Below are 23,396 nucleotides of genomic sequence, written 5' to 3' on the forward strand. Positions count from 1 at the left end.
ATGAAAACAGCAGCTATTGCGGCTCATATGCCGTCTTAGCTGCTGTTTTCTGTTTTCTTCCGGATGGGAACTTGAATTTCAAACATGACCTCGCTCGGATTATCGGTAATCGTGATGTCCACTTGCATGATTTGCAATGCATCCCCCGTTATTTCGTAATCATCCTCTTCAAGCTTGCGGCACAGGGTTTCGAGGCTCTCGCTGCGGTTCCACAGCTCCCCGTAGTAACGAATACAGGCGAATGAACCGGCTGGGATGGTTACCAGATTCCCTTTCGGAACAGAAGTTGCCCGCTTGGCAACAACGAAGATCATAGACGGCGACTCGAAACGACGAGCCTCCAAGTCCTCCTGTGACAACAAGACGCCAAGCCTGTTGCTGGCCAGTATCGGTGCGGTCTCCGTAAGCCTGTTTTCCAGCCCCAACACGCCATAGCACAGCTCTAGGTTGCTGTTAATCTTCTGATGCAGCGTGAATAGCTTCCGGCGCTTGAGCTGACGGATGGTGACGGCGGGGCTGCCTACCTCGGCAATAACCTCTCTGAGAAAAGCCAGCTTATCACGGATATTCTCCTCAAGTGCCGTCATTTCTTTCAGCTTATGGACAAGCTCATCGTGTTTGGCTGCCAAGATGTCCGTCGAGTTCTTAATATTGCGCTCATTGAAATATTGCTTCACTTCGTTCGTGTTCATCCCAAGCTGACGCAGCTCTTTGATCGTGCCCAGAACCTCGTATTGAAATATCGAATAGTACCTGTAGCCGGTGTGGGGGTCGACATGCTGCGGCTTAAACAGATCGATTCTGTCGTAATGACGCAGCGTTTCGGCAGAAATCCCTCGGAGCTGCGCCATTTCGCTAATAGACAGCCGTTCTTTCATCGGTGAATCCCCTCACTTTACTACTACTTCACTGCCCATGTTATAAAATATAACATTGCGATTGACTTTTGTGTAGCACAAAGGTTTACAATCGCTTTAAGTTAATCGAGTGGAGGGAACGAACCATGAAAAAGCGTGTATTATCGATCCTTATAACATGCATGATGGCAGGTTTGCTGCTGAGCAGCTGCGCGAGCAACAATGGCGGTGGCACGGAGAAATCCAGCGATCCGCTCAAAATCGGCCTGAATCCGTTCCCGACCTATTTTCTCTGGTATGTGGCGCAAGAGAAGGGATTCTTCGAGAAACACGGCGTTCGTGTAGAGCTCGAATGGTTCCCTAGCTACAGCGACGGCTTGTCGGCACTGAATTCCGGCAATGTAGATGCCAACAGCCAAACACTCAGTGATACACTGCCCCCGGTTGGCAAAGGAATTAAGCTGCAAATTCCGATGATCATCGATTACTCGGACGGCGCAGACGGGTTTGTCGTCGATCCCTCGGTTAAGAGTTTCGAGGATTTGAAAGGCAAGCGAATTGCGACTGAGCTCGGTACGGTGGATCATTTCTTCATGCTGACGGTTCTCAAGCAACATGGACTATCGGAGAAGGATATCAATTACTTCAATATGGCGATTGCGGACGCAGGCTCATCATTCCTGGCGGGCAAAATCGACGCCGCCGTCATCTGGGAGCCATTCCTGAGTGAAACGTTAAGCTCCGGCAAGGGGAAGCTGCTTTTCTCCTCGAAGGAAACGCCGGGACTGCTGATGGACACGATCGCATTCCGCGAAAGCATTATCAAGGATCGTCCGGAGGACGTGAAGAATGTAATGGCAGCTTGGTTCGACGCAGTAAGCTTCTTGAAGGATAGCCCGGACGAAGCCATTGCCATTATGGCGAAACATGCTGAAATTACACCGGAGGAATTCAAAGTCTCCCTTGAAGGTGTGAAAGTATACGATTTGAACGACAACTTGGCATCGCAGAAAGAAGAAGAGGCGTATACGTCCGTGAAATATAACGGCGAGCAGGTAGGGGCTTTTCTGAAGGACCTGAAGTTCATCGATGAGCTTCCGGATATGAGCAAACTGTACAATCCGTCTTTTATCAAGCAGCTGGCAGATGAGAAATAGGGAGGAATAACGAATGAATATTCTAGTAACCGGCGGTATGGGTTTCTTGGGTTCAAATCTGGTTCCGATGCTGAGAGAGCGCGGCTACCGCGTCGTCAGCTACGATCGCAGAGTGAAGGATAACGGGGGAGATGAGTCTCTCACCTATGTACAAGGCGACTTGCTGGATTTGCCTCTTATTCTGGAGACAATCCGCACGTATAAGATCGACCGAATCATTCATACGGCTGCTATCTCTCATCCTGTGACGGCCATAGATATCCCTTATCAGACGGTCATGACCAATGCCGTTGGCACGACGAATATCTTTGAAGCAGCAAGATTATCCGGAATTAAACGAGTGGTCAACCTGAGCTCCGAGTACGCGTACGGCAACAATGCCGAGCTTGGCACGGTGACGGAGGATGTCCCGCTTCATCCGAGCGGGGTGTACGGTGCCACGAAAGTATTCACGGAGAAGCTGGCCTACGGTTATCGCAATCTCTATGGTTTGGAAATCCCATCACTGCGGCCGGGCTGGCTGTACGGGCCGGGACAGTTTATGCAGTGCTACATGAAGGATCTGATCGTGAATGCGATTAAAGGAGTGCCGACGTACCTGAAGGAAGGCCGTGACTATGGGTTCCAGTATGTGCATGTGAGGGATGTGGCGCAGGCTTGCATCTGTGCGATGGAAGCAGAGGATATGAAGAGCTACGTATACAGCATAACGGCCGGCTATAAAACAACGTTCGGCGAGCTGATCGCTTTCGTGCAGGAGCTATACCCGGATGCCGTAATCGAAGTCGGGGAAGGCCGATTCTCGGAGCTGGACCATTACGGCACCTTCGATATTACGAAAGCACGCGAGGAAATCGGCTATGTACCATCGCGGCCATTCTATGAAAGTGTTCGCGAATATGCGAGCTGGCTGGAATTTAATCCTTACTAACCCACTAGAAAAGCGAGGTGCGAGACGATGAACACAGAGACAAAGGGTGCGCCGACATACAGCCACGCCAAATCGCTGCTCCGTGAAATGAGAGAGAGCTTGAAAGAAGGCATTATCCCCGTTGGCATCTTCAATGACCGCGAGCTGTATGAGCTTGAGATGGAGAAGATTTTCACGAAAAAATGGATCTACGTAGGCCACGAATCGGAGATTCCATCCGCAGGCGATTATGTTCTTCGTTACATTGGTGAAGACCCGTTCATCGTCAACCGTGACGAGTCCGGAGAGATTCGCGTCATGCTCGATGCCTGCGTCCATCGCGGCGTTCGGGTATGCCGGGCAGAGAAAGGGAATGCTTCTCATTTTCGTTGTCCCTACCATGGATTTATTTATAAAAACAATGGCAACCTCATCGGAATGCCAGCCCAGCAGCATGCTTACAACGGGCTGAACAAGAAGGATTGGGGGCTGCTGGAGGCGCGCTGCGATACGATTCATGGATTGATATTCGCCTGCTTGGATAAGGAGACGCCGCCTCTAGAGGAATATCTTGCCGACAGCAAGTACTACCTGGACCTGCTGTTCGGGTTGCAGGATGAAGGACTTGAAGTCATCGGCGAACCTCAGCGCTGGATCGTGAATGCGAATTGGAAGGTTGCAGCGGAGAATTTCAGCGGCGATGCGTATCATCTGATCTTCCTGCATCATTCCGCTTACGAAGTGGGATCCTCGCCATTCTCCATGCTGGCGAATATGAACGGTGAGCAAATTCTTGCCGGCAATGGACATTGCGTCGACATATCGCTGGATAAGACCGAACAGGTCATCGAGATGCCGTACTGGAATTTCCCGCAGGAAATCGTCGATACCTTCCGGCTGGATCGGCTCGAGCCGAAAGGACTTGAAATCGTTCGAGACTCGAAGGAAATGCTCGGCAATATTTTTCCGAACAGCTCGTTTCTGCTCATGACCGTCACACCGGAGCGGGATTTGCCTCCCGTGCCGTTCATCAGCATGCGCCAGTGGCGTCCGAAGGGTCCGGATCAAATCGAAATTTGGAACTGGTTCCTTATGTTCAAGAATACGCCGCAGGAATTCAAGGAAGCGTCCTATCGCGCCGGTTCAGCGACGTTCAGCCTGGCGGGAATCTTCGAGATGGATGATTCGATGACCTGGGAGACGATTACGCAGACGGCTGGCAATCGGTTTGCGAAGAACAATTTGAAGCTGAACTTCCAAATGGGCATGAATGGGATGGGCAAGGCCAAACGGGACGAAGAATGGCCGCTTCCGGGGATCGCCTACTATCCGCGATATGGGGAAGGCAATCAGCGCTATTTCTATGAATCGTATGTCAATACGATGCTTGACGATGAAGAATGAATCAAGCATCTGAGGGGAGGATTGGGGCTGTTATGGGAGAAGAAACAGTGATCGTTGAACGTGGGACCGAGCAGTTGTTGCAGGAGGGGCAGCATTTCCTGATCCACGAGGCTGAGCTGCTGGACAACGGAAAATACGCGGAATGGATGGCACTGCTAACGAGCGATATCCGCTATCAAATCCCGATCAGGCTGACTCGCGAACGTCATGCGCCAAGCCCGTTCAGCGATCAAGCCTTTCATATGAACGAGAACCTGGCCTCCATCCAAATGCGGGTGGAGCGGACGTTCTCGGATTACAACTGGGCGGAGGATCCTCCGTCCCGCACGAGACATTTTCTGACGAATTTCCGGTTGGCCGATGTTCGAGAGAGCCGTGAAGGTGCGGTTGAAATGGTCGTCATCAGCAATTTGCTGCTGTTCCGCAGCCGATTTGACAGCCCTGCATACGACTTGGTGTCAGGTGAACGTGAAGATACGATACGGGAATGCGGCGAACCAGGCGGCTGGAAGCTCGCGAAACGGTTCGTACGGCTGGATCATACGACGATGGGCATCAGCAGTTTAGGTATTTTCTTGTAGAAGGGGGCGGCAGGATGTCGGCAGAACAGGAGATTCGAATTGCCAATGAGTTTGCCAGTGTGACGGTTCGTAAGATTAGAACGCGCAACGGGGAGCGGCTGGAGATCATCTCCAACGGGCTAGGCATGCAAGTAAGCCTTGATCCGTTGTCACTGGAGAGCTTGACGTGGCAGCATGCGGACATGTATTCTTCGCTGCTGCAGACGCCGCTTGAACCGTATCCGTTCGGTGCGGAAGAACAGTCGACCGGCGTGAAAAGTGGATGTAAGGAGGGAAGCGAGTCATGCTAACGTATCAATCGGATGGGGTTTCCGTATTTCAAAGTGAGCTCTATCAGACGAACTGCTTTGTCATCGAGACGAAGGATCTTGTCCTGATCGTAGATCCGAATTATTTGCCTTCGGAGCTTGCGGCCATTCGGAAGCATGTGGATGAAGTGAAAGGTGATCGACCGCTGTATTTGTTTTTTACCCACTCTGATTTTGACCATATTGTCGGTTATGGCTCCTTCACGGATTGCAGGGTCATAGCGGGGACGGCTTTTGCCAATCACCCGGATAAGATGGAGCGAGTATCGGTTGTCGAGCGATTGGATGATGAGTTCTATATTAGCCGGCCGTACAACATTGTATTTCCGCGAGTGGACCATGTCATCGAGCAAGATGGCGATCAGCTCTGTATTGGCGAAACGGTACTGACCTTCCGCACAGCCTATGGACATAATAGCGATGGATTGATGTGCTTCGTTGAACCGGCCGGAGCGCTTATTACCGGTGATTATGTGTCGGATATCGAATTCCCCTTTGTATTTGATACTTTCTCGACATACCGGAGCACACTGGACAAAATCGCAGCCTATGCTAGGTCGGTTCCTAATCTGCTATTGCTCCCAAGTCACGGCAGTGTCACGTCCGATCAGGATGAAATCATGCATCGGGTCGAACTTTCAGAGGATTATCTGATGCTGTGCGAAGAGCAGCTTGAACTGGGAGAGCCTTCGAGTCGATTCGAGGACTTTATGGATCTGCAAGACTATCGGTACAAGATCGGGTTCCGGAAGCGCCATGAGGCGAATAAGGCACTGCTTGCGACAGAACATAACTTGTTGCCTAATTTGCAATAATCTGAAAATTATGCGAATACCTCTTGAACTTTGTTCGGATGGACTCTATAATATGGAACACAGCAACATAGCAGGCGAAGACCAAAGACATGATTCCCATACGTCAGGCTGCACAGAGAGAGGGGCGATTGCTGCAAGCTCCTTCTGCCTTGAGATGTGGAGTTACCCCTTTGCAGCCGTAACATTGAACCCGTCGATTCTGTGTCGCGGTTGTAAATGGCACCGATTAATCCCCGTTACCGGATGCTAAGAAGGACCCCGCGACTGATCGCGATCGGCTGGGTCGAATTAGGGTGGAACCACGAGTCTGAACGCACTCGTCCCTTGGGACATGTGCGTTTTTTTGCGTTCAATAATTTGAATGGAGGAAAAATCGTGGAGAATGGGATTAAAGTAAAGCTGCAAGACGGCGGTGTAAGGAGCTTCGAGGAGGGCCTATCGGTTGCTGATGTGGCAAAGGCCGTCAGTTCGGCGCTGGGGAAGAACGCGGTGGCAGGCAAGGTGGACGGTAAAGAGGTCGATTTATGTTATCGGCTTGAAGCGGATTGTGCGGTGGAGATGATTACGCTCGATGGTGATGCCGGAGTGGCCATTCTACGGCACAGCACAGCTCATCTGATGGCGCAAGCGATGAAGCGGATTTACGGCGATGAGGCAGTGCAGCTGGGTGTAGGGCCGGTTATCGAAGACGGATTTTATTACGATGTCGCGATTGAGCATCCGCTTATACCCGCTGACCTGCTCGCCATTGAGAAAGAAATGGAACGTATCGTGCAGCAGAATCTGCCGATTGTCCGGCGAGTAGTTGATCGGGAGGATGCACTTGCTTTTTTTGAAGCACAAGGCGAGTCCCTGAAAGTGGAATTGATTCGTGATCTCCCGGAATCGGCAGAGATTTCGATCTATGAGCAAGGGGAATTCTCGGATTTATGCCGTGGACCCCATCTGCCATCCACTGGCCGGATCAAGGCGTTTAAGCTGTTATCAGTAGCAGGCGCATACTGGCGGGGAGATGCCGAGAATGCGGTTCTTCAGCGAATTTACGGCACAGCGTTTCCGAAGAAGGCGCAGCTCGAAGAGCATCTGAGTATGCTTGAGGAAGCGAAGAAACGGGATCATCGAAAGTTAGGCAAGGAGCTCGGGCTATTCATGTTCTCGGAAGAAGCGCCTGGCATGCCGTTCTATCTGCCTAAAGGAATGACAATTCGTAATGAGCTGGAACAATTCTCGCGGGAGCTGCAGCGAGAGCGCGATTATGACGAGGTGAGGACTCCGCTTATGCTGAACCAACGGCTGTGGGAGCAATCCGGGCATTGGGACCACTACAAAGACAATATGTATTTCACTAAAGTGGATGAGACTGCGTTTGCACTCAAGCCCATGAATTGTCCGGGTCATATGTTAATTTACAAAAACAGCCTGCATTCCTATCGCGAGCTGCCGATTCGGATCGCAGAATTCGGTCAAGTGCATCGCCATGAGTACTCCGGCGCGCTGAACGGCATGATGCGTGTACGGACATTCTGCCAGGACGATGCGCATCTCTTCGTGAGACCGGATCAAATTGAAGAGGAGATTGGCCGCGTCATATCGCTCATCGATGACCTTTATGCCGTGTTCGGTTTCGAGTATCGGATCGAGCTCTCCACTCGGCCGGAGGATTCAATGGGGGAACCGGAGCTGTGGGACCAAGCGGAAGCCGCGCTGGCGCAAGTGCTGGACAATCGCGGAATTGCCTATCGCATAAATGAGGGCGATGGCGCATTCTATGGACCGAAGATTGATTTCCATATTCTCGATGCGCTGAAGAGAAGCTGGCAGTGCGCGACAATACAGCTTGATTTTCAAATGCCGGATAAATTCGATTTGTCGTACATCGGGGAGGATGGACAGAAGCATCGCCCAATCGTCATCCACAGAGCGGTCTATGGATCGATTGACCGTTTCATCGGCATCTTGGCTGAGCATTATGCTGGAGCATTCCCGCTGTGGCTGGCGCCAATTCAGGTGAAGGTGATACCGGTCTCAGGGATTGATCAAGACTATGGCTATGAATTGAAACGAAAGCTCGAACAATCCGGTATCCGAGTAGAGGTGGATATCCGCAGCGAGAAGCTAGGCTATAAGATTCGCGAAGCGCAGCTCGAGAAAGTTCCGTATATGCTGGTGCTGGGGGAAGCGGAGCGCAGTTCAAACACGGTTGCGTTAAGGCAGCGCGGGCATGGGGATATGGGCTCCATGTCAATCGACGCATTGATCGCAAGGCTGAGCGAAGAAATGGCTTCGAAGAAGTAAGTTGTGGCCCAGGGCAAGGCGTGGCGTAATGTGTGTAAGGAGAAGACCATCGGGCCGGCGAAAATAAGCTTGACGGAGCGTTTGCGGGAAGCTAGTCTATTGCTGAACACCAAAGATGGGAAGGTCTCGGCTTATCTCGTGAATGGGGGTATTCTGCTGTGAGTTCGATCGATGATGTACAGGAAGTCACGCTTCCCGAACGGCATTATGTTGGGATGGCGATCACGTCCGTTTTTGCTAATCACGATCCGAAGCGGGTGGAGCAGCACTTGAAAGCTTTTATCGCCCGCCGATTCGAGATCAAGAACCTTGTGGACGCCGGATCTTACGTCTGTCCTTCGTTCGTCAGCGATCAGCTATTCACGTATTTATCCTGTATGGAGGTTCGTTCACTGCCGGCAGTACCTGAAGGGATGATCGGGTTTACGATCCCCGCGCAGCGTTATGTAAAGGTCCGTGTCGATCAGGGTGATCCTTACGAGCTTCTTCACGCTTATATCAAGGCAAAAGGCTTAAGCAACAATAAGCGGGGGCTGGCACTCGAGGTGTATCAGGTGCATAATCCGTTATGGCCTTCTGAGGTGGATGTTTATCTTCCGTTGTTATAGCATGTATGCAAGGACCCAGAAGGGTCTGCGAAGTCACGATAAATGCAAAAACCGGTCTTGCCCGAAGGCAAGACCGGTTTTTGTTTATGGGACTAACGGGATCAATAGAAGCCGCCGCGAAGAACGATAACGAGCAAAATATAAAGTACAAGAATTACGCCTGCACTAGTCCAAAGCACGCCCGGTCCGCCACCGCAACCTACTCCTGCGCCGCCTACACCTTGCATATATCCCACTGTACATACCTCCTGAGTGGTTAATTTGTGATGTTTCATATCACATTTGTAATATATGCCTTTGAGACGGAATCGATTGGACGTTTGTACGGGGTGCATTCGTAATTACGCATTCGCCCAATTGGGACAGTAGTGGCTTCGCAGGGTAAACAGCCTTGCATGGCATCCGCCTACGTTAACATTGGTTTGGAGGTGAGGCAAGGGAGGAGTGGGTTGGCGTCGCGCGGGCATATTGGCGGATATGCTTGACCCTGGATTCCGCTCGCATCTTCAGACCGTTGCCGATCAGCACATTGGCGGCGCTGCTGACGGCTATGATTTCGATACAGCCGACACTGATGGTAGGCTTGAGGTTGGTTGTCCGAATGAAAGTAGGCACGTCATCCGTGGTAATACCAAGCGGGTCCCAGCTCGGCGTCGCACGATCGAAGATGGAATAAGACTCGAAATACACTTTGCCTGATTCGGCATGATCGGCAGCACGTTGAACGGCTAGCGCTCGAAGAGAAGCATTGACCTCGGCACGATCGCCGATCTGCACAACCGAAGCACCGCTTACACTCGTTAAGTACAATCCGCCTAACTCTGATACGCGTACGGGGTAGTCCGATATTTCTTCGCTGTCAGCCGGAAGCGGGGTGTTGCTTCTCATAACCCCAGCTCCTCCAGCTTCTCAAGCGTTTCTGTCTTGAACACATCGGGCTCGCCTTCCGCGCGGCTTGCACCTTGCGGTTCGTCAAGCGGTGCAATCGGGCCAACGATAACCGACTCCGGCGGCGTATCGAACATGGAGATGAGCGTAATCTCCTCGGTATCGCCGATTTGAAGTATCGATGCGCTCGCTACGCCGGTTAGTTGAATGCTGCCGACAGCGAGCACATGGTTCACTACATGCATCTGCATAGATTGGCGGCTCCTTCTTATGAATTTTGCAATCGGGTCAAGTAGCTGCGGAGCGCAGCATGGATGTCACGCGTCGTCTTCCCGATGATAGCCTCTTGGATTTGCGCATCGCTAAGCGTATTGCCGCCTTCAGATGTGGAACTGCTGCCTTTTCCCTCACGTTCCGCGGCTTGAATATAGAATTGGATTCTCGCGCTCATTTGCTTGCGAATATCCTCGATGATGAGTTTGCGGTGATAAGGGTCGAGCGAGATGCCGAGCTCAGCTTCAAGCTCGCTCAGTTGCTGCAGGGCATTCTGATCCAAGTAGCGATCAATCACTAAGCGGATTTCCGGATAGGGGGAATCGGGTAACACACTGCTCGGTCCACCATTAGTAGGATTTACGGGGAAAACGTTGGGCTTGAGGTTATTCACAGGCGGATTGTCGTTATTCGGCTTGTGACCGGGATCGTTGACGACAAGCGTGCTGTTCCCATTCGGCATGACAATTTGGCCGATCTCTTTAATTTGTTCTTCACTAGGAGGCTGCAGCCCGATGTTCAGCGTACCATCGAGCTTCTCGACTTTTAATTGGTCAAAATGATATTGGATCGTATCGATATGATAGCTTGGCTTGGACTCTGCGGCATCCAAGCGAACATTCAGCGCCTCGAGCTGCTTGCTAAGCCGGGTAATCACAGCCTGCTGCTCATCGAGCTGACATTGCAGCTTATGAAAATGCTGGTTAAACGCGTTCCATAGTTGCCAAGGAGTGGGCGGTGTGTTTGCCGGTTGCATACGCTCGGGGCACCTCCTTGTTAATTCGGATTTGGCAGCGGAACGAAGTTCAGCGGATTCTCCGTGCTGAGCTCTTCGTTGAGCATGGGTGCCGGTTCTTTAAATCCCCCGGAGTTGTACATTTGCGAGAGGGAGGAAATCGCTCCAGCCGTCCCAACCTGCAGGACGGAGGAGTTTGCTACGCTGTCCACACGAAGCTGGTGGATCGTAATCGTTTGATGAACAGTAAGCTGCATTAGATGTTCACTCCGTTAGCAACTTCATTTTGCGTATTGTCTTGGACATCCGGATCATTCGTATTCGTCGCACTGACAGCATTGTTCGAGTTGGTCAAACCGCCAGTGAGGAAGGAGCCGGATCCTGCATACGTTTTGGATGAGCTGGACGGAGAGATTTGAACGGAATCACCGAATTGAACGACTGCGCTGGAGCCGACACTGATTACTTTGACAAAGCCAACAATAGCGGGCATGACATCTCACTCTCCCTAGACTGGTGTTCAGCGAGCATTTGTTACATCGTATGCGGCAAACGCCCAGTTGTGACTTTGTGGCACATGTGTCCTTGCCGTTTGATTGGAAATCGCCATTCGGCAGTAGCGCCTATAAAGCTGCCCGCATAAACTAATTGCTATAACGGCGTTAGGCGGAGGTGCGCTTGCATGTCATCGAAATCAAAGTGGGAAGAACTTGAGGATTGGATGGATGGCCAGCAGCTGCCCAAAGGGTTCGACATCTTCCGCCAATCCGACTGGATCGAGAATTACGTCCGCGGCATGATGAACAAAGCACTGCCGGCAGCGACCTCGGCGCTGAATCCTACTTCATCTAATATTGTAGAAACCAAGAGATATGTAATCGTTACGTATCCGCTCGGAGAATCGGCAGATTTATCTGCCATTCGTCTGATCGTGAAGGAAGATCGCGTGAAGCTAAGCGGAATAGCCGGCAAGAGCGATGAAAGCATTAAACTGCCGAAGCTTGTGCTGCCACGTTCCTGCCATGCCGCGTATGATGGTGCAGTGCTCAAGATTAAGCTCCGTAAACGTCCGCCAAGCAAACGCGTGCATACAGCAACAATCCATGGGCTATAGCAATCAGCTTTATTAGAGCAGCCCTATCACTATATAAATGTCACGAATTTGTTCGATCTTCCTATGTTCCCCTGCTGGCTATACGCCGCAGGCTTGGCTATAATGCAAGTAAAGACTTGCATAGGGAGTGTTATTAGTGACTCTGGTTGACGTTAGTGCCATATCTGCGGCCTTGTTTATTACAGGCGCGGTGTTTATTATGCTGATATTTGGATTGCTCAGCTTCGGCATCGTGAAGATGTTCGAGCAGCGAATTCGCGCCGGCGTATACAGCTTTGCCGGAGCCGTTGTCAGTGCGATTTCATTCGGAATTATTTTGAAACAATGGTTTGTCTGACCTGGAAATAGGTGGCATAATTGTACAAAGCAGGCTGTCCCAGCGACTTGATCACCAAGTCTGGGGCAGCCTTTTTGCGTAAAAAAGTTTGTTTGTCCAATTGGGCTCGAAAAGGCGAAAAATAGTCAATAATCCAAGTTGCCAGAACATAAGATGGAGTATAAGATAATCATATGAGAGAATATTCAGAACATTTCGTCAATGAAGCCAAACGGAGGGAGGGATTGCCGATGAACAAAAGTTATGAAGTTGAATACTGCAATTTGGAGCTGCGTTTCGACAGGCGGCAAATCCAAAATCTCATTCGGGATTTGATCCAGGAGGGATATTCGCTTTATTGGAGCGAAACGGACGTCTATTTTCTCATCTCGGTACGCAGCGGGCGCAAGCTTGTGAAGCTTCGGTTTCAACGTGTTCGCAACCGATACAAAATCGTCGGTGATTATCTAATTAAGGATGAGAAGTTGTCGGATTTATTGGAGAAGCTGATTAACGATTCCCGCGGTCATGCAGTTGTCAAACGGTTCAAAGACAGGCAAATTGTCATTGAAAGCATTATGTTTGGTGAAATCATTCGACTTGTGGAGGTGTCCGGCATGGAACATCGCATCATCTATCAGAAAAAACCATTTGTTACGGTAGAGGAAGTCATTCAGGCGTTTCAGTCGAAAAGGGCTGAGGAGCGAGCGTCAGTGCTACGGTATGAGCTTGATTATGAGCTTTCGGTCCTCCATGAAGCGATCACGGAAGGGCGAGAAGAAGACATGTCGCAGTCCAAGGAAAGACTGCAATCCCTTAGAACTGAGATGATACAGCTTGAGCTTTGAAATAACCGAGATTAAAGATAGGAAATAAACCTCCGGGGTGCTAGCAAACCGGGGGTTTATTTTGTTTGTGTGGTAATATATAGGTGGGAATCGACATTTTTCTGATGAAGAAGGTTTTCATTCCTGGTTAAAAGGAGTAAAATAGGATCATTGTATCCGCAAGCGAAGGTACTTGCTTCGCCGTACTGTGTCATTACTATAACAGAGAAAAGGTGTGGAGAATCAAATGTCTAAGCAGCAAATCGGCGTTATCGGTCTTGCCGTAATGGGTAAGAACCTTGCACTTAATATTGAGAGCAGAGGATTTACGGTATCGGTTTATAACCGTTCCCGTGAGAAAACAGACGATCTCTTGAGCGAATCGGCTGGCAAAAACCTTGTCGGTACATATACTGTCGAGGAATTTGTAGCATCGCTTGAAGTACCTCGTAAAATTCTTATCATGGTTCAAGCCGGCGCAGGCACAGATGCAACTATTGATGCACTTGTACCGCTTCTGGATGAAGGCGATATTATTATCGACGGCGGCAACGCTTATTTCCCTGATACACAGCGCCGCAGTAAAGCGCTGGAAGCACGCGGTCTTCGTTTCATCGGCACAGGCGTTTCCGGCGGCGAAGAAGGCGCACTGAAAGGACCGTCCATCATGCCTGGCGGTCAAGAGTCTGCTTATAAACTTGTTGAGCCAATTCTTACTGCGATTTCCGCGAAAGTTGGCGGCGACGCATGCTGCACATACATCGGACCGGACGGAGCCGGCCACTACGTGAAAATGGTGCACAACGGTATCGAGTATGGCGATATGCAATTGATCTGCGAAGCATACGACCTGCTTAACCGCGTTTTGGGCGTAAGCACAGAAGAATTGCAATCGATCTTCACCGAGTGGAACAAAGGGGAGCTTGACAGCTACCTGATCGAAATTACAGCAGATATTTTCTCCAAATACGATCCGGAAACGAAACAGCCTATGGTTGATGTTATCCTTGACTCCGCTGGACAGAAGGGTACCGGTAAATGGACAAGCCAAAGCGCACTTGATCTTGGCGTGCCGTTGTCCATTATTACAGAATCCGTCTTCTCCCGTTTCTTGTCTGCACTTAAAGACGAGCGCGTAGCAGCAAGCAAATTGCTGAAAGGACCTCAGTCGGCTCCTTACCAAGGCGACAAAGCAGCTTTCATCGAAGCAGTTCGTAAAGCATTGTTCGCAAGTAAAATTTGCTCGTACGCACAAGGCTTCGCACAAATGCGCGCAGCAAGCGACGAGTATGACTGGAACCTGCGTTACGGCGACATCGCGATGATTTTCCGCGGCGGCTGCATTATCCGTGCGGGCTTCCTGCAGAACATCAAAGATGCGTATGACAAAAACCCAGGTTTGACTAACCTGCTTCTTGATGACCACTTCAAAGAAATCGTGGAATCGTACCAAGGCGCATGGCGCGAAGTAATCGCAACTGCAGTAACGCAAGGTATTCCGGTACCGGCATTCTCGAGCGCGCTGTCCTACTACGACAGCTACCGCACAGAGCGTCTGCCTGCGAACCTGCTTCAAGCGCAGCGCGACTACTTCGGCGCACACACGTTCAAGCGTGTGGACAAAGAAGGTTCATTCCACTTCAATTGGATTCAATCGTAAGACCCGTTATTACATCCTGTAAGCAGCTTCGCAGACGGTCGGACTCTTGGCCGCATCCGCTGCGCTGCTGCTTAAGCAGGAATAACGAGGCTTCTGCAAAGCTTTGCAATTTTTTTAATAAGAGTGGCTGAGGAAGACTGAGTAATTCAGGCGCTTCGTCAGCCATTTTCTTTTTCATATACTCTAGTGTCCACAGCACATCTTCACGGGAAAGCGGATAATCGGGATTAAAGATTCTGTCCACGCGGTACTGGGCGGAGAAAGGCTCGGGGATTGGAGCCATATCGAGGTCACTCCTTTATGAATTTGTAGGAATCGGTACTATCAACTCTACGGAAGAAACCAATTTTTTATACCCGTTAATCTGTAATAATGATATAATCACTGGAAAATGTTTTTTTGTTAACGTTCAGGTTGGGAAGGTGTTTTAGCCATGCATAAGGAACAACCGCTTCATCATGTCGTTCTCATCGGCTTTATGGGAACCGGCAAGTCGACGGTCAGCAAACAGTTAGCAGAGCTTCTGAAATGCGGAACGGCCGATATTGACGCCGAGATTGTCCGGCGTGAGGGCCAGGCGATTGCGGACATTTTCGCTCAGCGGGGCGAGGTGGAATTTAGGCTTGCAGAGACAGCTGCGCTCGCAGAAGTGCTGGGTAGTTCCGAGCCTCTCGTGATTGCGACCGGCGGCGGCGCAGTCTTGTCGGAGCGCAACCGTTCCATGATGCTTCAAGATAGCATCGTAGTTGCTTTAACTGCAGATCCGGAGCATATTATTGCCCGCGTGAGCGAAGATCCCGCACGTCCGCTGCTTCAAGGCGATGTGCGCGAGCGTGTATATAAACTGCTCGAAGACCGGAAGCATGCGTATGGGTTTGCCCATTTGACGGTTGATACGACGAATCTCAGCGTAGAGCAGGTTGTGGAGCAAATTGAGCACGGCATCAAGAGGCGTTTCTAACACTTACATATAAAGGAGACCGACTAAAGATGGATGTACTCGTAACCCCAACACCGAAGCTGCAAGGCGAGCTTCAAGCGCTATCTTCCAAGAACTACACAACACGTTACCTGCTTGTTGCCGCTCTGGCAGAAGGCACCAGCACGATTTATTACCCCGCACATAGTGAAGACAGTGACGCTATGCGCCGTTGTATTCGCGATCTTGGCGCCGTTATTGAAGAAGATGACGAGAAAATTACGATTACAGGCTTTGGTCGCAATCCCAAAGACGTGAAAGAGCTTGATGTAGGCAATGCAGGAGCTGTGCTCCGTTTCCTTATGGCGATTACTGCCCTTGCTCCGGATGTTACGTTTATTAATCGTTACCCGGATTCATTGGGCAAACGCCCGCATGATGATCTGATCGATGCGCTTGGCCAAATCGGCGTTGATGTACAACATAATAACGGCCGACTGCCAATCACCATTCGCGGCGGCGCAGCCAAAGGCGGCAAAATTCAAGTATCCGGGAATGTGAGTTCGCAGTTCCTCAGCGCGCTGCTGTTCTTGACGCCGCTTCTTGAGGAAGACAGCGAGATTGAAGTGCTGCATGACCTGAAATCCAAGGTTGTTGTGGGACAAACGCTTGAAGTTCTTGCGCAAGCGGGCATCGTGATTGAAGCAAGCGAGGACCTGATGCACTATCGCGTCGCAGGCGGACAACGTTATGAAGCGAAGAAATACGTTGTACAAGGCGACTATCCTGGCTCTGCTGCTGTACTTGCAGCTGCTGCGGTTACGCAATCCGATGTTATCCTTCATCGCTTGGAAGAGAACAGCAAGCAAGGCGAACGCGCGATTGTTGACGTACTGCGTATGATGGAAGTACCACTGACGCACGAGAACGGCATCGTTCATGTGAAAGGAAACGGCAAGCTGAAAGCCGTTGAATTTGATGGCGATAAAGCGACGGATGCGGTGCTTGCTATGGTTGCCGCAGCTGTATTCGCAGAGGGCACCTCCCGATTCTATGATGTCGAGAACCTCCGCTACAAAGAGTGCGACCGCATTACAGATTACTTGAATGAGCTGCGCAAAGCAGGCGCAAACGTCGAAGAGCGCCAGAGCGAGATTATCGTCCACGGTCGTCCGGAAGGCGTAGAGGGCGGCGTGGAAATCAATGCGCATTACGATCACCGCGTTATTATGGCTCTTACTGTCGTTGGTCTGCGTGCCAAACAACCGCTTCGTATTCGTGACGCCCATCATGTGGCGAAGTCTTACCCGATCTTCTTTGATCATTTGAAAGCACTCGGCGCGAATGTCGAATGGATTGAGTAGGAAATTGGCAGTCTAAGCTAAGAAATCGAATGTTAGAAGGGACGGTATACACATGGCCTTTACTAATCCTTCAAGAGATGAAATCAAAGGAATTCTGGAAGCAAGCTCGGTTATCGCGGTAGTCGGTTTATCCGATAAACCGGATCGTACCTCGTATATGGTTTCGGAAGCGATGCAGGCGAAAGGCTACCGCATCATTCCCGTCAACCCTGCGGGGGCAGAAACGATTCTCGGTGAGAAGAATTACGCTTCGCTAAAGGATATTCCGTTTCCGGTTGACGTCGTAAACGTCTTCCGTCGCAGCGAGCATACACCTCCTGTCGCGGAGGAAGCAGTCGCCATTGGTGCAAAGACCTTATGGCTGCAGCTCGGCATCGCAAACGATGAAGCAGCGGCAATCGCGGAGCGCGGCGGACTGCGGGTCATTATGGACCGCTGCATCAAGGTAGAGGACTCCATCTTGCTGCCGCAAGGGAAGCCCAAAGCATAACTGTTTGGCTCATAATCGAATGAAGCGGCGGACCACGGGGTCTGCCGTTTTATTTTGACAAAGACGGTTTCAACCCTTACGATCAGGAGTAGAGGTTTTTTGGGGAATGTCATATTCAAGAGAGGGGGGAACCTATGAACATAATGGGGCATCTGCAGCAGCTTGGCCGTTCATTCATGCTTCCGACGATTGTACTGCCCGGCGCAGCCATATTCCTAAGTTTGAGCGCTTTGCCTTGGGAAGCGATGGGACTTCCCAGCATCCATACGCATCTGCTGACCGCAGGGAATACGCTGTTTACGTTCCTGCCCTATTTATTTGCATTTGGCATCGCAATGGGGATGACAAGCAATGCAGGCGCGGCAGGCTTAGCCGCTATTGCCGGCATGTTTATATATACGAGCATTATAAACGCGAGTCATTATGAGCTGGAGCCGACGGTGTTTACAGGCGTAATAATCGGGATCGTGACCAGTATCTTTAATGAACGATTCAAGTCGATCAAGTTTCCGGAATATATCCAGTTCTTTGGAGGACCGCGGTTTATTCCGCTCATTGTGAGTGTATTCTCTACCATTTGGGCGATCATCATGGTGCAGCTCGCACCTTATATACATAGTGCCCTAATCGAGCTTGGCGAAATTATCGATTCCGGCGGCGGCTTCGGCGTGTTTCTGTTCGGCTTCGTGCTTCGCATTCTAGTCGTGTTCGGGCTGCATCATTTGGTCAGCCACGTCTTCTGGTTTCAAGTCGGGGGCTACAGCACCCCTGAAGGTACTGTTGTTTTCGGGGATTTGCCGCGCTTCTTCGCAGGCGATCCTACGGCCGGCGGATTTATGGCCGGCTTGTATCCGACGATGATGTTCGCGCTGCCTGCAATCGCGTTTGCGATTATTCATGAGGCGCGCGAGGATTTGAAACCGAAAATACGCAAAACGTTTACGACCGCGGCGCTAGCTTCATTCTTAACCGGCGTGACAGAGCCAATCGAATTCGCGTTTCTGTTTGTTGCACCTTATTTATTCGTTGTCCACGCGCTTCTCTCAGGCGCGATGATGTGGGTTACATACGAGCTTGGCATCCGGCATGGCTTCTCGTTCTCAGCAGGAGCGATCGACTTCCTCATTAATGAGCATCTGGCCACCAGAGGCTGGCTGCTCATCCCGATCGGCATTTTGTTCGGTTTGCTCTATTATTTCTTATTCCGCTGGGCGATTCAGCGCTTCCAAATTCCAACGCCTGGGCGGGAAGAAGGTTCACAGCTTGACGAGTGGGCAGGGGATATCCCTTATCGTGCACCGCTCATCCTGCAAGCCATCGGCGGCAAAGAAAACATCGTGCAAATGGAAGCTTGTATCACCCGGCTTCGTTTGAAGGTTTCCAGCGATAAGCTGGTCGACATTAACGCCCTCAAGCATTTAGGCGCCGCAGGCGTCATCCGGCTTGGGGGAGGCAATGTCCAGATCGTATTCGGTACCTATTCCGAGCTGATACGGGAGGAAATGGACAAAGCGATACGAAGGGATATATCTAGAGTTCTGTTTTGTTCCCCTGTTCAAGGACGGATGATGCCGCTCTCCGAAGTGCCGGATCCGATTTTTGCAGGAAAGCTTGTTGGCGATGGTGTAGCATTCATGCCTGATAAGGGGGAGCTCGTCTCTCCGGTTCAAGGGAAAATCATTCATGTGTATCCATCTATGCATGCCATAGGTATTCGCACGCAGGAAGGGCTTGAAGTGCTGCTTCACATCGGGATCGATACCTCCCAGATGAAAGGATATGGCTTCCATGCTGTCGTCCAAGAAGGGGATCAGGTGAAACCGGGGCAATTGCTCATCACCTTCGATATGCAGAAAATACGCAAAGGGAGTAAGTCTCTCGCGACTCCGATGGTGATTACAAACTCTGATTTGGTCAGTTCTTGGAGCTTCGCTCCGTTTAAAGGGGTTAAAAAGGGTCAGGCTTCCGTCATGTCAGTTGTGCTAAAAGAGAGAAGCGGTGGAGGGGAAACAGCGTGATTCAAGGTATTGGAGCATCATCCGGCATCGCAATCGGCAAAGCGTTCGTGCTGCCGAACTGGGAATGGGATCTGCCGGAGCAGAAAATCGATGTCGCTGATCTGGCGCGCGAGTTTGATCGATTATATGAAGGCATTCGCACCTCGAAGGTCGAAATCGAGCACTTGAAGGATGAGCTGCGCGAGGTTGTCGGACCTGAGGAAACGAGCATATTCGATGCCCATCTGGCGATATTGGATGATCCGGTCTTTATGAACGAGATCCAAGGCATCATTCAGCGTCAATATAAAGCAGCGGAAGTGGCAGTGAAAGAAGCCATTGACCATTTTGTAACGATGTTCGATCTATTGGATGACGAGTATATGAAAGAACGCGCGCTGGATATCAAGGACGTAGGGAACCGGCTGCTCAAGCATCTGCTAGGCGCTCCGGAAATTACGCTTCCTTCCGATACGCAGCCTTTCCTGCTCATCGCCAGAGAACTCTCACCGTCGCAGCTGGCGCATTTGAACCCCAATCATGTGCTTGGTATCGCAACGTTGGCCGGAAGCACGACCTCGCATTCCTCGATTATGGCAAGGGCGCTTGGTGTTCCGCTTGTAGTGGGCATTGAATCCAAGCTTGAAGAGACGATCCAAACCGGCGATATGCTCATTATCGATGGCGACCTCGGCGTTGTTCATATGCATCCCGAGGACTCGCTTGTCGATCATTATACAGGCATGCAGCTTCGTCAACGGGAGAAGAAGCAGCAGCTCAAACGGATTGTCAGCGTAAAGCCGGTCACGCAGGACGGGAAGGAATTCGAGCTCAGTGCCAATATCAGTTCGCTGAAGGAGCTGGATGTCGCATTAAGCAGCGGAACCAATGGCGTCGGGTTGTTTCGGACGGAGTTTCTCTATATGGACCGCAACCGGCTTCCGAGGGAAGATGAGCAGTATGATGTGTACCGCTCCGTGGCAGAGAAGCTGGATCATAAGCCGCTTATTATTCGTACGCTGGATATCGGCGGCGATAAGCAGCTGGATTATTTCGAGCTCCCTGAAGAGAGCAATCCGTTTCTGGGTTATCGGGCCATTCGGATCTGTCTCGACAAGAAGGATTTGTTCAAAACCCAATTAAGAGCGATCCTTCGGGCAAGCCACTACGGAAACGTGAAGATCATGTATCCGCTTATCTCTTCGGTCGAAGAGGTGAGCGCCGCAAATGCGCTGCTGGAAGAGTGCAAGGCGGAATTGAAGGCGGAAGGAATCGGCTTTAACGAAAATATCGAAGTCGGTATTATGATCGAGCTTCCCGCTGCTGTGCTGATCGCGGATATTCTTGCCGAGGAAGTCGACTTCTTCAGCATCGGAACGAACGATTTGGTACAGTTTACACTCGCCGTCGATCGGATGAACGAGCAAATTTCTCATCTCTATGAGCCGTATCACCCGGCGGTGCTGCGTATGCTGAAGCTTACGATTGAAGCCGCCAAACGCAGCGGTATCCACGTAGGGGTATGCGGCGAAATGGCAGGCGATCTGCATGCGCTGCCGATCTGGCTCGCCCTTGATGTCGACGAACTGAGTATGTCCGCTCATGCGATATTGCCTGTTAAAGAAAGGCTGCTCTCCTTGAAGCAGCAGGAGTGCCGGGCATTGTTTGATGAGCTGCTCCGCTGCCGAACGAGCGCTCAAATTCATGAGCTGTTGGCAGTTTCGCAGGATGCACCACTTGCAGCGGCTCGTGAACGGTCAGCCGTGACGAAGCAAGTATAAACTCGAACATAGAGAAGGGGGGGAACCCTTGGGTTGCCGCCCTTCTTCTGCGTCATCTATTATCGGACGGTAACTGCCCGAGACTTCCGGCGTACGTGAATCAGTTGCCGCGAAGCGCGTCAACGAAGGCTTTCGCGTAAGGCGGCAGATCCGGCGGGCGACGTGACGATACGATGTGACCGTCTACTACGACCGGCTCATCGATCCAAGTTGCCCCTGCATTCTCCATATCATCGCGAATGCCCGGCGTAGATGTAACCTTGCGGCCTTGCAGGATCTTCGCAGAGATCAGCACCCAGCCGGCGTGGCAGATCTGGCCGATCGGCTTCTGCGCCGTATCCATTTCTTTCACAAGCTGCAGTACCTTCGGGTAGCGGCGGAGCTTGTCCGGGGCCCAGCCTCCGGGTACGAGCAGACCATCGATCTTGCTGCCGTCGACTTCGTCGAAAGACAAGTCAGCCGTAGCAGGAACGCCGTATTTTCCAATATGAGTGCGGCCTTTCTCAGGACCTGCGAACAGGACGGTTGCACCTTCCTCGCGGACACGGTAAACGGGATACCATAGCTCCAAATCCTCGAACTCGTCGTCGAGCAGGCAAATAATTGTTTTTCCTTGTAAGGACACCTGTTTTCCTCCTTTAGCAGTTGCGTTGAAATTTGCGTTTACTAGATTCATGAAGCTCTTATCCATTGTAACGAAGGTGATAGTATGAAGCAAACGACAAAGGGATGGCTTCGATTCCTCCCGGCAGTCATGATTATGGCAACCATTTTTCTGCTTTCCTCACGTACGAACGATCAGTTGAATACGTTTCTTCCGTGGTTCCAGGAGCTGTTTCCGCAGATGACCAGCTTCGATTGGGGACATTTTATAGCTTACTTTGTGCTTGCATTGGCACTGGATTACGGATTCGCCCGTCGAGCAGAGAAATGGATTTTCAAAGTGGTGATTGTGCTCCTTTGTATGCTGTATGGCGTTACGGACGAGTATCACCAATCTTTCGTTTCCGGAAGAACGCCGGATATCGCGGATCTTCGGCATGACGGGATCGGTGCGGCTCTTGCCGTTGTTGTCGTTGCGATTCCCTTTGTCAATAAGCTTTGGCGCAGACTGGTTGCCTTATCCGAATGATGCAAAAATTACAACTAACTTAGAAGCAGGACTTTTTTTGCATATGGTCGAATATCTTTAACGTCGAGCAGCACCTATTTAACACTGTGCGGTGTTGCTGCTGTTTAAGAGAAGGAGTGGACCACTTTGCAAAAGCGCTGTTCTTGCGGCGACGACATGCCAATGAAGCTGCGTACCGTTATTTATTCGAATAAGGTTGAAATCGATAATGTTCCAATCTACTCATGCAAGTCGTGTAACCGCAGTGAAGTGTTTCCGGAAGTGAAACCGGATTTGACCGGTTTAATCGGCAAACTAGGCGCTCATCCAGTAAAACAGACGTTCTTGTTTAACGAATGGAATGAATGGGCAAATTTGTTGGTAGAGGCTTATCACGATCGTAAGCTGACCGATCCCGTTATAATGCGGCGCATGACAGAAGAGAGGATCGATATGCTTCTGGATTTGTTTGCTGTGGCGCAAGCTGCAGGCGACGAAGCATGGACTGCTGAAATACATAAGCGGCTGGCTCAATTGAGCCGTAGCATGCTGCAGTACGGAAGCCGAACCTGAAGGGAGTGAGGGAATGAAGCTGCCCCCTCCGATGACAACCGAAGCGCAGTGGGAAGAAGCGTACAATGGTTCTTTCCAACAGCCTTTGCTAGTGTTTAAACATAGTACCAGCTGTTCGATCAGCAGCGGTGCGTATGACGAATTATCAAACTGGTTGGAAGATGCGATAACGCTTACACTCCGGACGGTGATGGTTTTAGTGCCGGACAATCGTCCGCTTTCAACCCTCATTTCAGAGAAACTCAGCCTCAAACACGAGTCGCCTCAGCTTATATTAGTGATCGATGGCAAGGTGTCCTGGCATGCATCTCACTGGCGCATTACCTACTCAACATTAGACGAGCATCTCGGTACTCATTGCGAAAAGTAATATTTTGTCGTATCATTACGGTAAAGTAATGCGGCGCGAGAT

The 23,396-nt window shown here is 50.8% G+C and carries 29 protein-coding genes; 20 read left to right on the forward strand and 9 right to left on the reverse strand.

All coding sequences use genetic code 11. The features are described 5' to 3' along the window. Positions 1-35 precede the first annotated feature (35 nt). A complete protein-coding gene (locus AC50Y3_RS02235) occupies positions 36-878 on the reverse strand; it encodes a MerR family transcriptional regulator (protein ID WP_494817139.1) in 843 nt (280 codons plus the stop codon). Positions 879-1,003: 125 nt separating this feature from the next. On the opposite strand from AC50Y3_RS02235, the gene AC50Y3_RS02240 reads away from it, so the two are divergent. The 8 genes from AC50Y3_RS02240 (at position 1,004) to AC50Y3_RS02275 (ending at position 8,935) form a co-directional block, all read left to right on the forward strand. After that, positions 1,004-2,014: an ABC transporter substrate-binding protein gene (locus tag AC50Y3_RS02240; protein WP_494817140.1), complete on the forward strand. Its 1,011-nt coding sequence runs from the start codon at positions 1,004-1,006 to the stop codon at positions 2,012-2,014. A gap of 13 nt (positions 2,015-2,027) precedes the next feature. Next, positions 2,028-2,945 (forward strand): NAD-dependent epimerase/dehydratase family protein, encoded by a 918-nt coding sequence (locus tag AC50Y3_RS02245; RefSeq protein WP_494817141.1) that lies wholly within the window; start codon positions 2,028-2,030, stop codon positions 2,943-2,945. 27 nt (positions 2,946-2,972) lie between these two features. Further along, positions 2,973-4,328: an aromatic ring-hydroxylating oxygenase subunit alpha gene (locus tag AC50Y3_RS02250; protein WP_494817142.1), complete on the forward strand. Its 1,356-nt coding sequence runs from the start codon at positions 2,973-2,975 to the stop codon at positions 4,326-4,328. Positions 4,329-4,360: 32 nt separating this feature from the next. Next, positions 4,361-4,909, forward strand: a complete 549-nt coding sequence (locus AC50Y3_RS02255) for an aromatic-ring-hydroxylating dioxygenase subunit beta (protein WP_494817143.1) — start codon at positions 4,361-4,363, stop codon at positions 4,907-4,909. A 14-nt stretch (positions 4,910-4,923) separates the two neighbouring features. After that, the gene (locus AC50Y3_RS02260; RefSeq protein WP_494817144.1) at positions 4,924-5,199 is read left to right on the forward strand and encodes a dihydrodiol dehydrogenase; all 276 of its coding nucleotides are present in this window, start codon (positions 4,924-4,926) and stop codon (positions 5,197-5,199) included. Next, positions 5,193-6,032, forward strand: coding sequence for an MBL fold metallo-hydrolase (locus tag AC50Y3_RS02265; RefSeq protein WP_494817145.1), 840 nt, complete (start codon positions 5,193-5,195; stop codon positions 6,030-6,032). Before AC50Y3_RS02260 ends, AC50Y3_RS02265 begins: the two co-directional genes overlap by 7 nt. A 375-nt stretch (positions 6,033-6,407) precedes the next feature. Beyond that, positions 6,408-8,327, forward strand: coding sequence for a threonine--tRNA ligase (thrS, locus tag AC50Y3_RS02270; protein WP_494817146.1), 1,920 nt, complete (start codon positions 6,408-6,410; stop codon positions 8,325-8,327). A gap of 158 nt (positions 8,328-8,485) precedes the next feature. Next, a complete protein-coding gene (locus tag AC50Y3_RS02275; RefSeq protein WP_494817147.1) occupies positions 8,486-8,935 on the forward strand; it encodes a GyrI-like domain-containing protein in 450 nt (149 codons plus the stop codon). 101 nt (positions 8,936-9,036) lie between these two features. Here AC50Y3_RS02275 and AC50Y3_RS02280 read toward each other — a convergent pair whose 3' ends face one another. The 6 genes from AC50Y3_RS02280 to AC50Y3_RS02305 all read right to left on the reverse strand — a co-directional run bounded on the left by AC50Y3_RS02280 (position 9,037) and on the right by AC50Y3_RS02305 (position 11,325). Then, positions 9,037-9,162, reverse strand: coding sequence for a sporulation protein YjcZ (locus AC50Y3_RS02280; protein WP_143111642.1), 126 nt, complete (start codon positions 9,160-9,162; stop codon positions 9,037-9,039). Between the two features lie 184 nt (positions 9,163-9,346). Continuing rightward, positions 9,347-9,823 (reverse strand): spore germination protein GerPE, encoded by a 477-nt coding sequence (locus AC50Y3_RS02285; protein ID WP_494817148.1) that lies wholly within the window; start codon positions 9,821-9,823, stop codon positions 9,347-9,349. Next, positions 9,820-10,074: a spore germination protein GerPD gene (locus AC50Y3_RS02290; protein ID WP_494817149.1), complete on the reverse strand. Its 255-nt coding sequence runs from the start codon at positions 10,072-10,074 to the stop codon at positions 9,820-9,822. The genes AC50Y3_RS02285 and AC50Y3_RS02290 overlap by 4 nt, the downstream gene beginning before the upstream one ends. A 17-nt stretch (positions 10,075-10,091) precedes the next feature. Next, entirely contained in the window at positions 10,092-10,853 is a 762-nt protein-coding gene (gene gerPC / locus AC50Y3_RS02295; protein WP_494817150.1) for a spore germination protein GerPC, read from the reverse strand. Positions 10,854-10,873: 20 nt separating this feature from the next. Further along, complete coding sequence (locus AC50Y3_RS02300) at positions 10,874-11,089, reverse strand: spore germination protein GerPB (protein WP_091215337.1); 216 nt, start codon at positions 11,087-11,089, stop codon at positions 10,874-10,876. Next, the gene (locus AC50Y3_RS02305) at positions 11,089-11,325 is read right to left on the reverse strand and encodes a spore germination protein (protein ID WP_494817151.1); all 237 of its coding nucleotides are present in this window, start codon (positions 11,323-11,325) and stop codon (positions 11,089-11,091) included. The genes AC50Y3_RS02300 and AC50Y3_RS02305 overlap by 1 nt, the downstream gene beginning before the upstream one ends. 189 nt (positions 11,326-11,514) lie before the next feature. Here AC50Y3_RS02305 and AC50Y3_RS02310 point away from each other — a divergent pair, with 189 nt between their 5' ends. The 4 genes from AC50Y3_RS02310 (at position 11,515) to gnd (ending at position 14,749) form a co-directional block, all read left to right on the forward strand. Continuing rightward, positions 11,515-11,946, forward strand: a complete 432-nt coding sequence (locus tag AC50Y3_RS02310; RefSeq protein WP_494817152.1) for an Hsp20/alpha crystallin family protein — start codon at positions 11,515-11,517, stop codon at positions 11,944-11,946. 136 nt (positions 11,947-12,082) lie between these two features. Beyond that, positions 12,083-12,283, forward strand: coding sequence for a hypothetical protein (locus AC50Y3_RS02315; RefSeq protein ID WP_494817153.1), 201 nt, complete (start codon positions 12,083-12,085; stop codon positions 12,281-12,283). Between the two features lie 230 nt (positions 12,284-12,513). Continuing rightward, positions 12,514-13,110, forward strand: a complete 597-nt coding sequence (locus AC50Y3_RS02320; RefSeq protein WP_494817154.1) for a YkzI domain-containing protein — start codon at positions 12,514-12,516, stop codon at positions 13,108-13,110. Positions 13,111-13,336: 226 nt separating this feature from the next. Continuing rightward, the gene (gene gnd / locus AC50Y3_RS02325) at positions 13,337-14,749 is read left to right on the forward strand and encodes an NADP-dependent phosphogluconate dehydrogenase (protein WP_494817155.1); all 1,413 of its coding nucleotides are present in this window, start codon (positions 13,337-13,339) and stop codon (positions 14,747-14,749) included. Here the strand turns inward: gnd and AC50Y3_RS02330 are convergent. After that, positions 14,730-15,032, reverse strand: coding sequence for a hypothetical protein (locus AC50Y3_RS02330; RefSeq protein ID WP_494817156.1), 303 nt, complete (start codon positions 15,030-15,032; stop codon positions 14,730-14,732). The genes gnd and AC50Y3_RS02330 overlap by 20 nt on opposite strands. Before the next feature lie 150 nt (positions 15,033-15,182). Between AC50Y3_RS02330 and AC50Y3_RS02335 the strand changes: the two genes are divergently transcribed. The 5 genes from AC50Y3_RS02335 (at position 15,183) to ptsP (ending at position 21,300) form a co-directional block, all read left to right on the forward strand. Further along, entirely contained in the window at positions 15,183-15,710 is a 528-nt protein-coding gene (locus tag AC50Y3_RS02335; protein ID WP_494817157.1) for a shikimate kinase, read from the forward strand. Positions 15,711-15,739: 29 nt separating this feature from the next. Continuing rightward, positions 15,740-17,032, forward strand: a complete 1,293-nt coding sequence (gene aroA, locus AC50Y3_RS02340) for a 3-phosphoshikimate 1-carboxyvinyltransferase (RefSeq protein ID WP_494817158.1) — start codon at positions 15,740-15,742, stop codon at positions 17,030-17,032. Positions 17,033-17,084: 52 nt separating this feature from the next. Beyond that, on the forward strand, positions 17,085-17,522 hold the full coding sequence (locus tag AC50Y3_RS02345; RefSeq protein ID WP_494817159.1) for a CoA-binding protein: 438 nt from the start codon (positions 17,085-17,087) through the stop codon (positions 17,520-17,522). Positions 17,523-17,656: 134 nt separating this feature from the next. Beyond that, a complete protein-coding gene (locus AC50Y3_RS02350) occupies positions 17,657-19,540 on the forward strand; it encodes a glucose PTS transporter subunit IIA (RefSeq protein ID WP_494817160.1) in 1,884 nt (627 codons plus the stop codon). Continuing rightward, positions 19,537-21,300, forward strand: a complete 1,764-nt coding sequence (gene ptsP, locus AC50Y3_RS02355) for a phosphoenolpyruvate--protein phosphotransferase (RefSeq protein ID WP_494817161.1) — start codon at positions 19,537-19,539, stop codon at positions 21,298-21,300. Before AC50Y3_RS02350 ends, ptsP begins: the two co-directional genes overlap by 4 nt. Before the next feature lie 100 nt (positions 21,301-21,400). Here ptsP and AC50Y3_RS02360 read toward each other — a convergent pair whose 3' ends face one another. Further along, positions 21,401-21,925, reverse strand: a complete 525-nt coding sequence (locus AC50Y3_RS02360) for a type 1 glutamine amidotransferase domain-containing protein (protein WP_091215368.1) — start codon at positions 21,923-21,925, stop codon at positions 21,401-21,403. Positions 21,926-22,009: 84 nt separating this feature from the next. Here AC50Y3_RS02360 and AC50Y3_RS02365 point away from each other — a divergent pair, with 84 nt between their 5' ends. The 3 genes from AC50Y3_RS02365 to ytxJ all read left to right on the forward strand — a co-directional run bounded on the left by AC50Y3_RS02365 (position 22,010) and on the right by ytxJ (position 23,354). Continuing rightward, complete coding sequence (locus AC50Y3_RS02365; protein ID WP_494817162.1) at positions 22,010-22,432, forward strand: VanZ family protein; 423 nt, start codon at positions 22,010-22,012, stop codon at positions 22,430-22,432. Positions 22,433-22,558: 126 nt separating this feature from the next. Next, on the forward strand, positions 22,559-22,984 hold the full coding sequence (locus AC50Y3_RS02370; protein WP_494817163.1) for a hypothetical protein: 426 nt from the start codon (positions 22,559-22,561) through the stop codon (positions 22,982-22,984). Positions 22,985-22,997: 13 nt separating this feature from the next. Beyond that, positions 22,998-23,354, forward strand: coding sequence for a bacillithiol system redox-active protein YtxJ (gene ytxJ, locus AC50Y3_RS02375; RefSeq protein WP_494817164.1), 357 nt, complete (start codon positions 22,998-23,000; stop codon positions 23,352-23,354). Positions 23,355-23,396: the final 42 nt, after the last annotated feature.

The organism is Paenibacillus sp. J22R98, assembly GCF_059383835.1.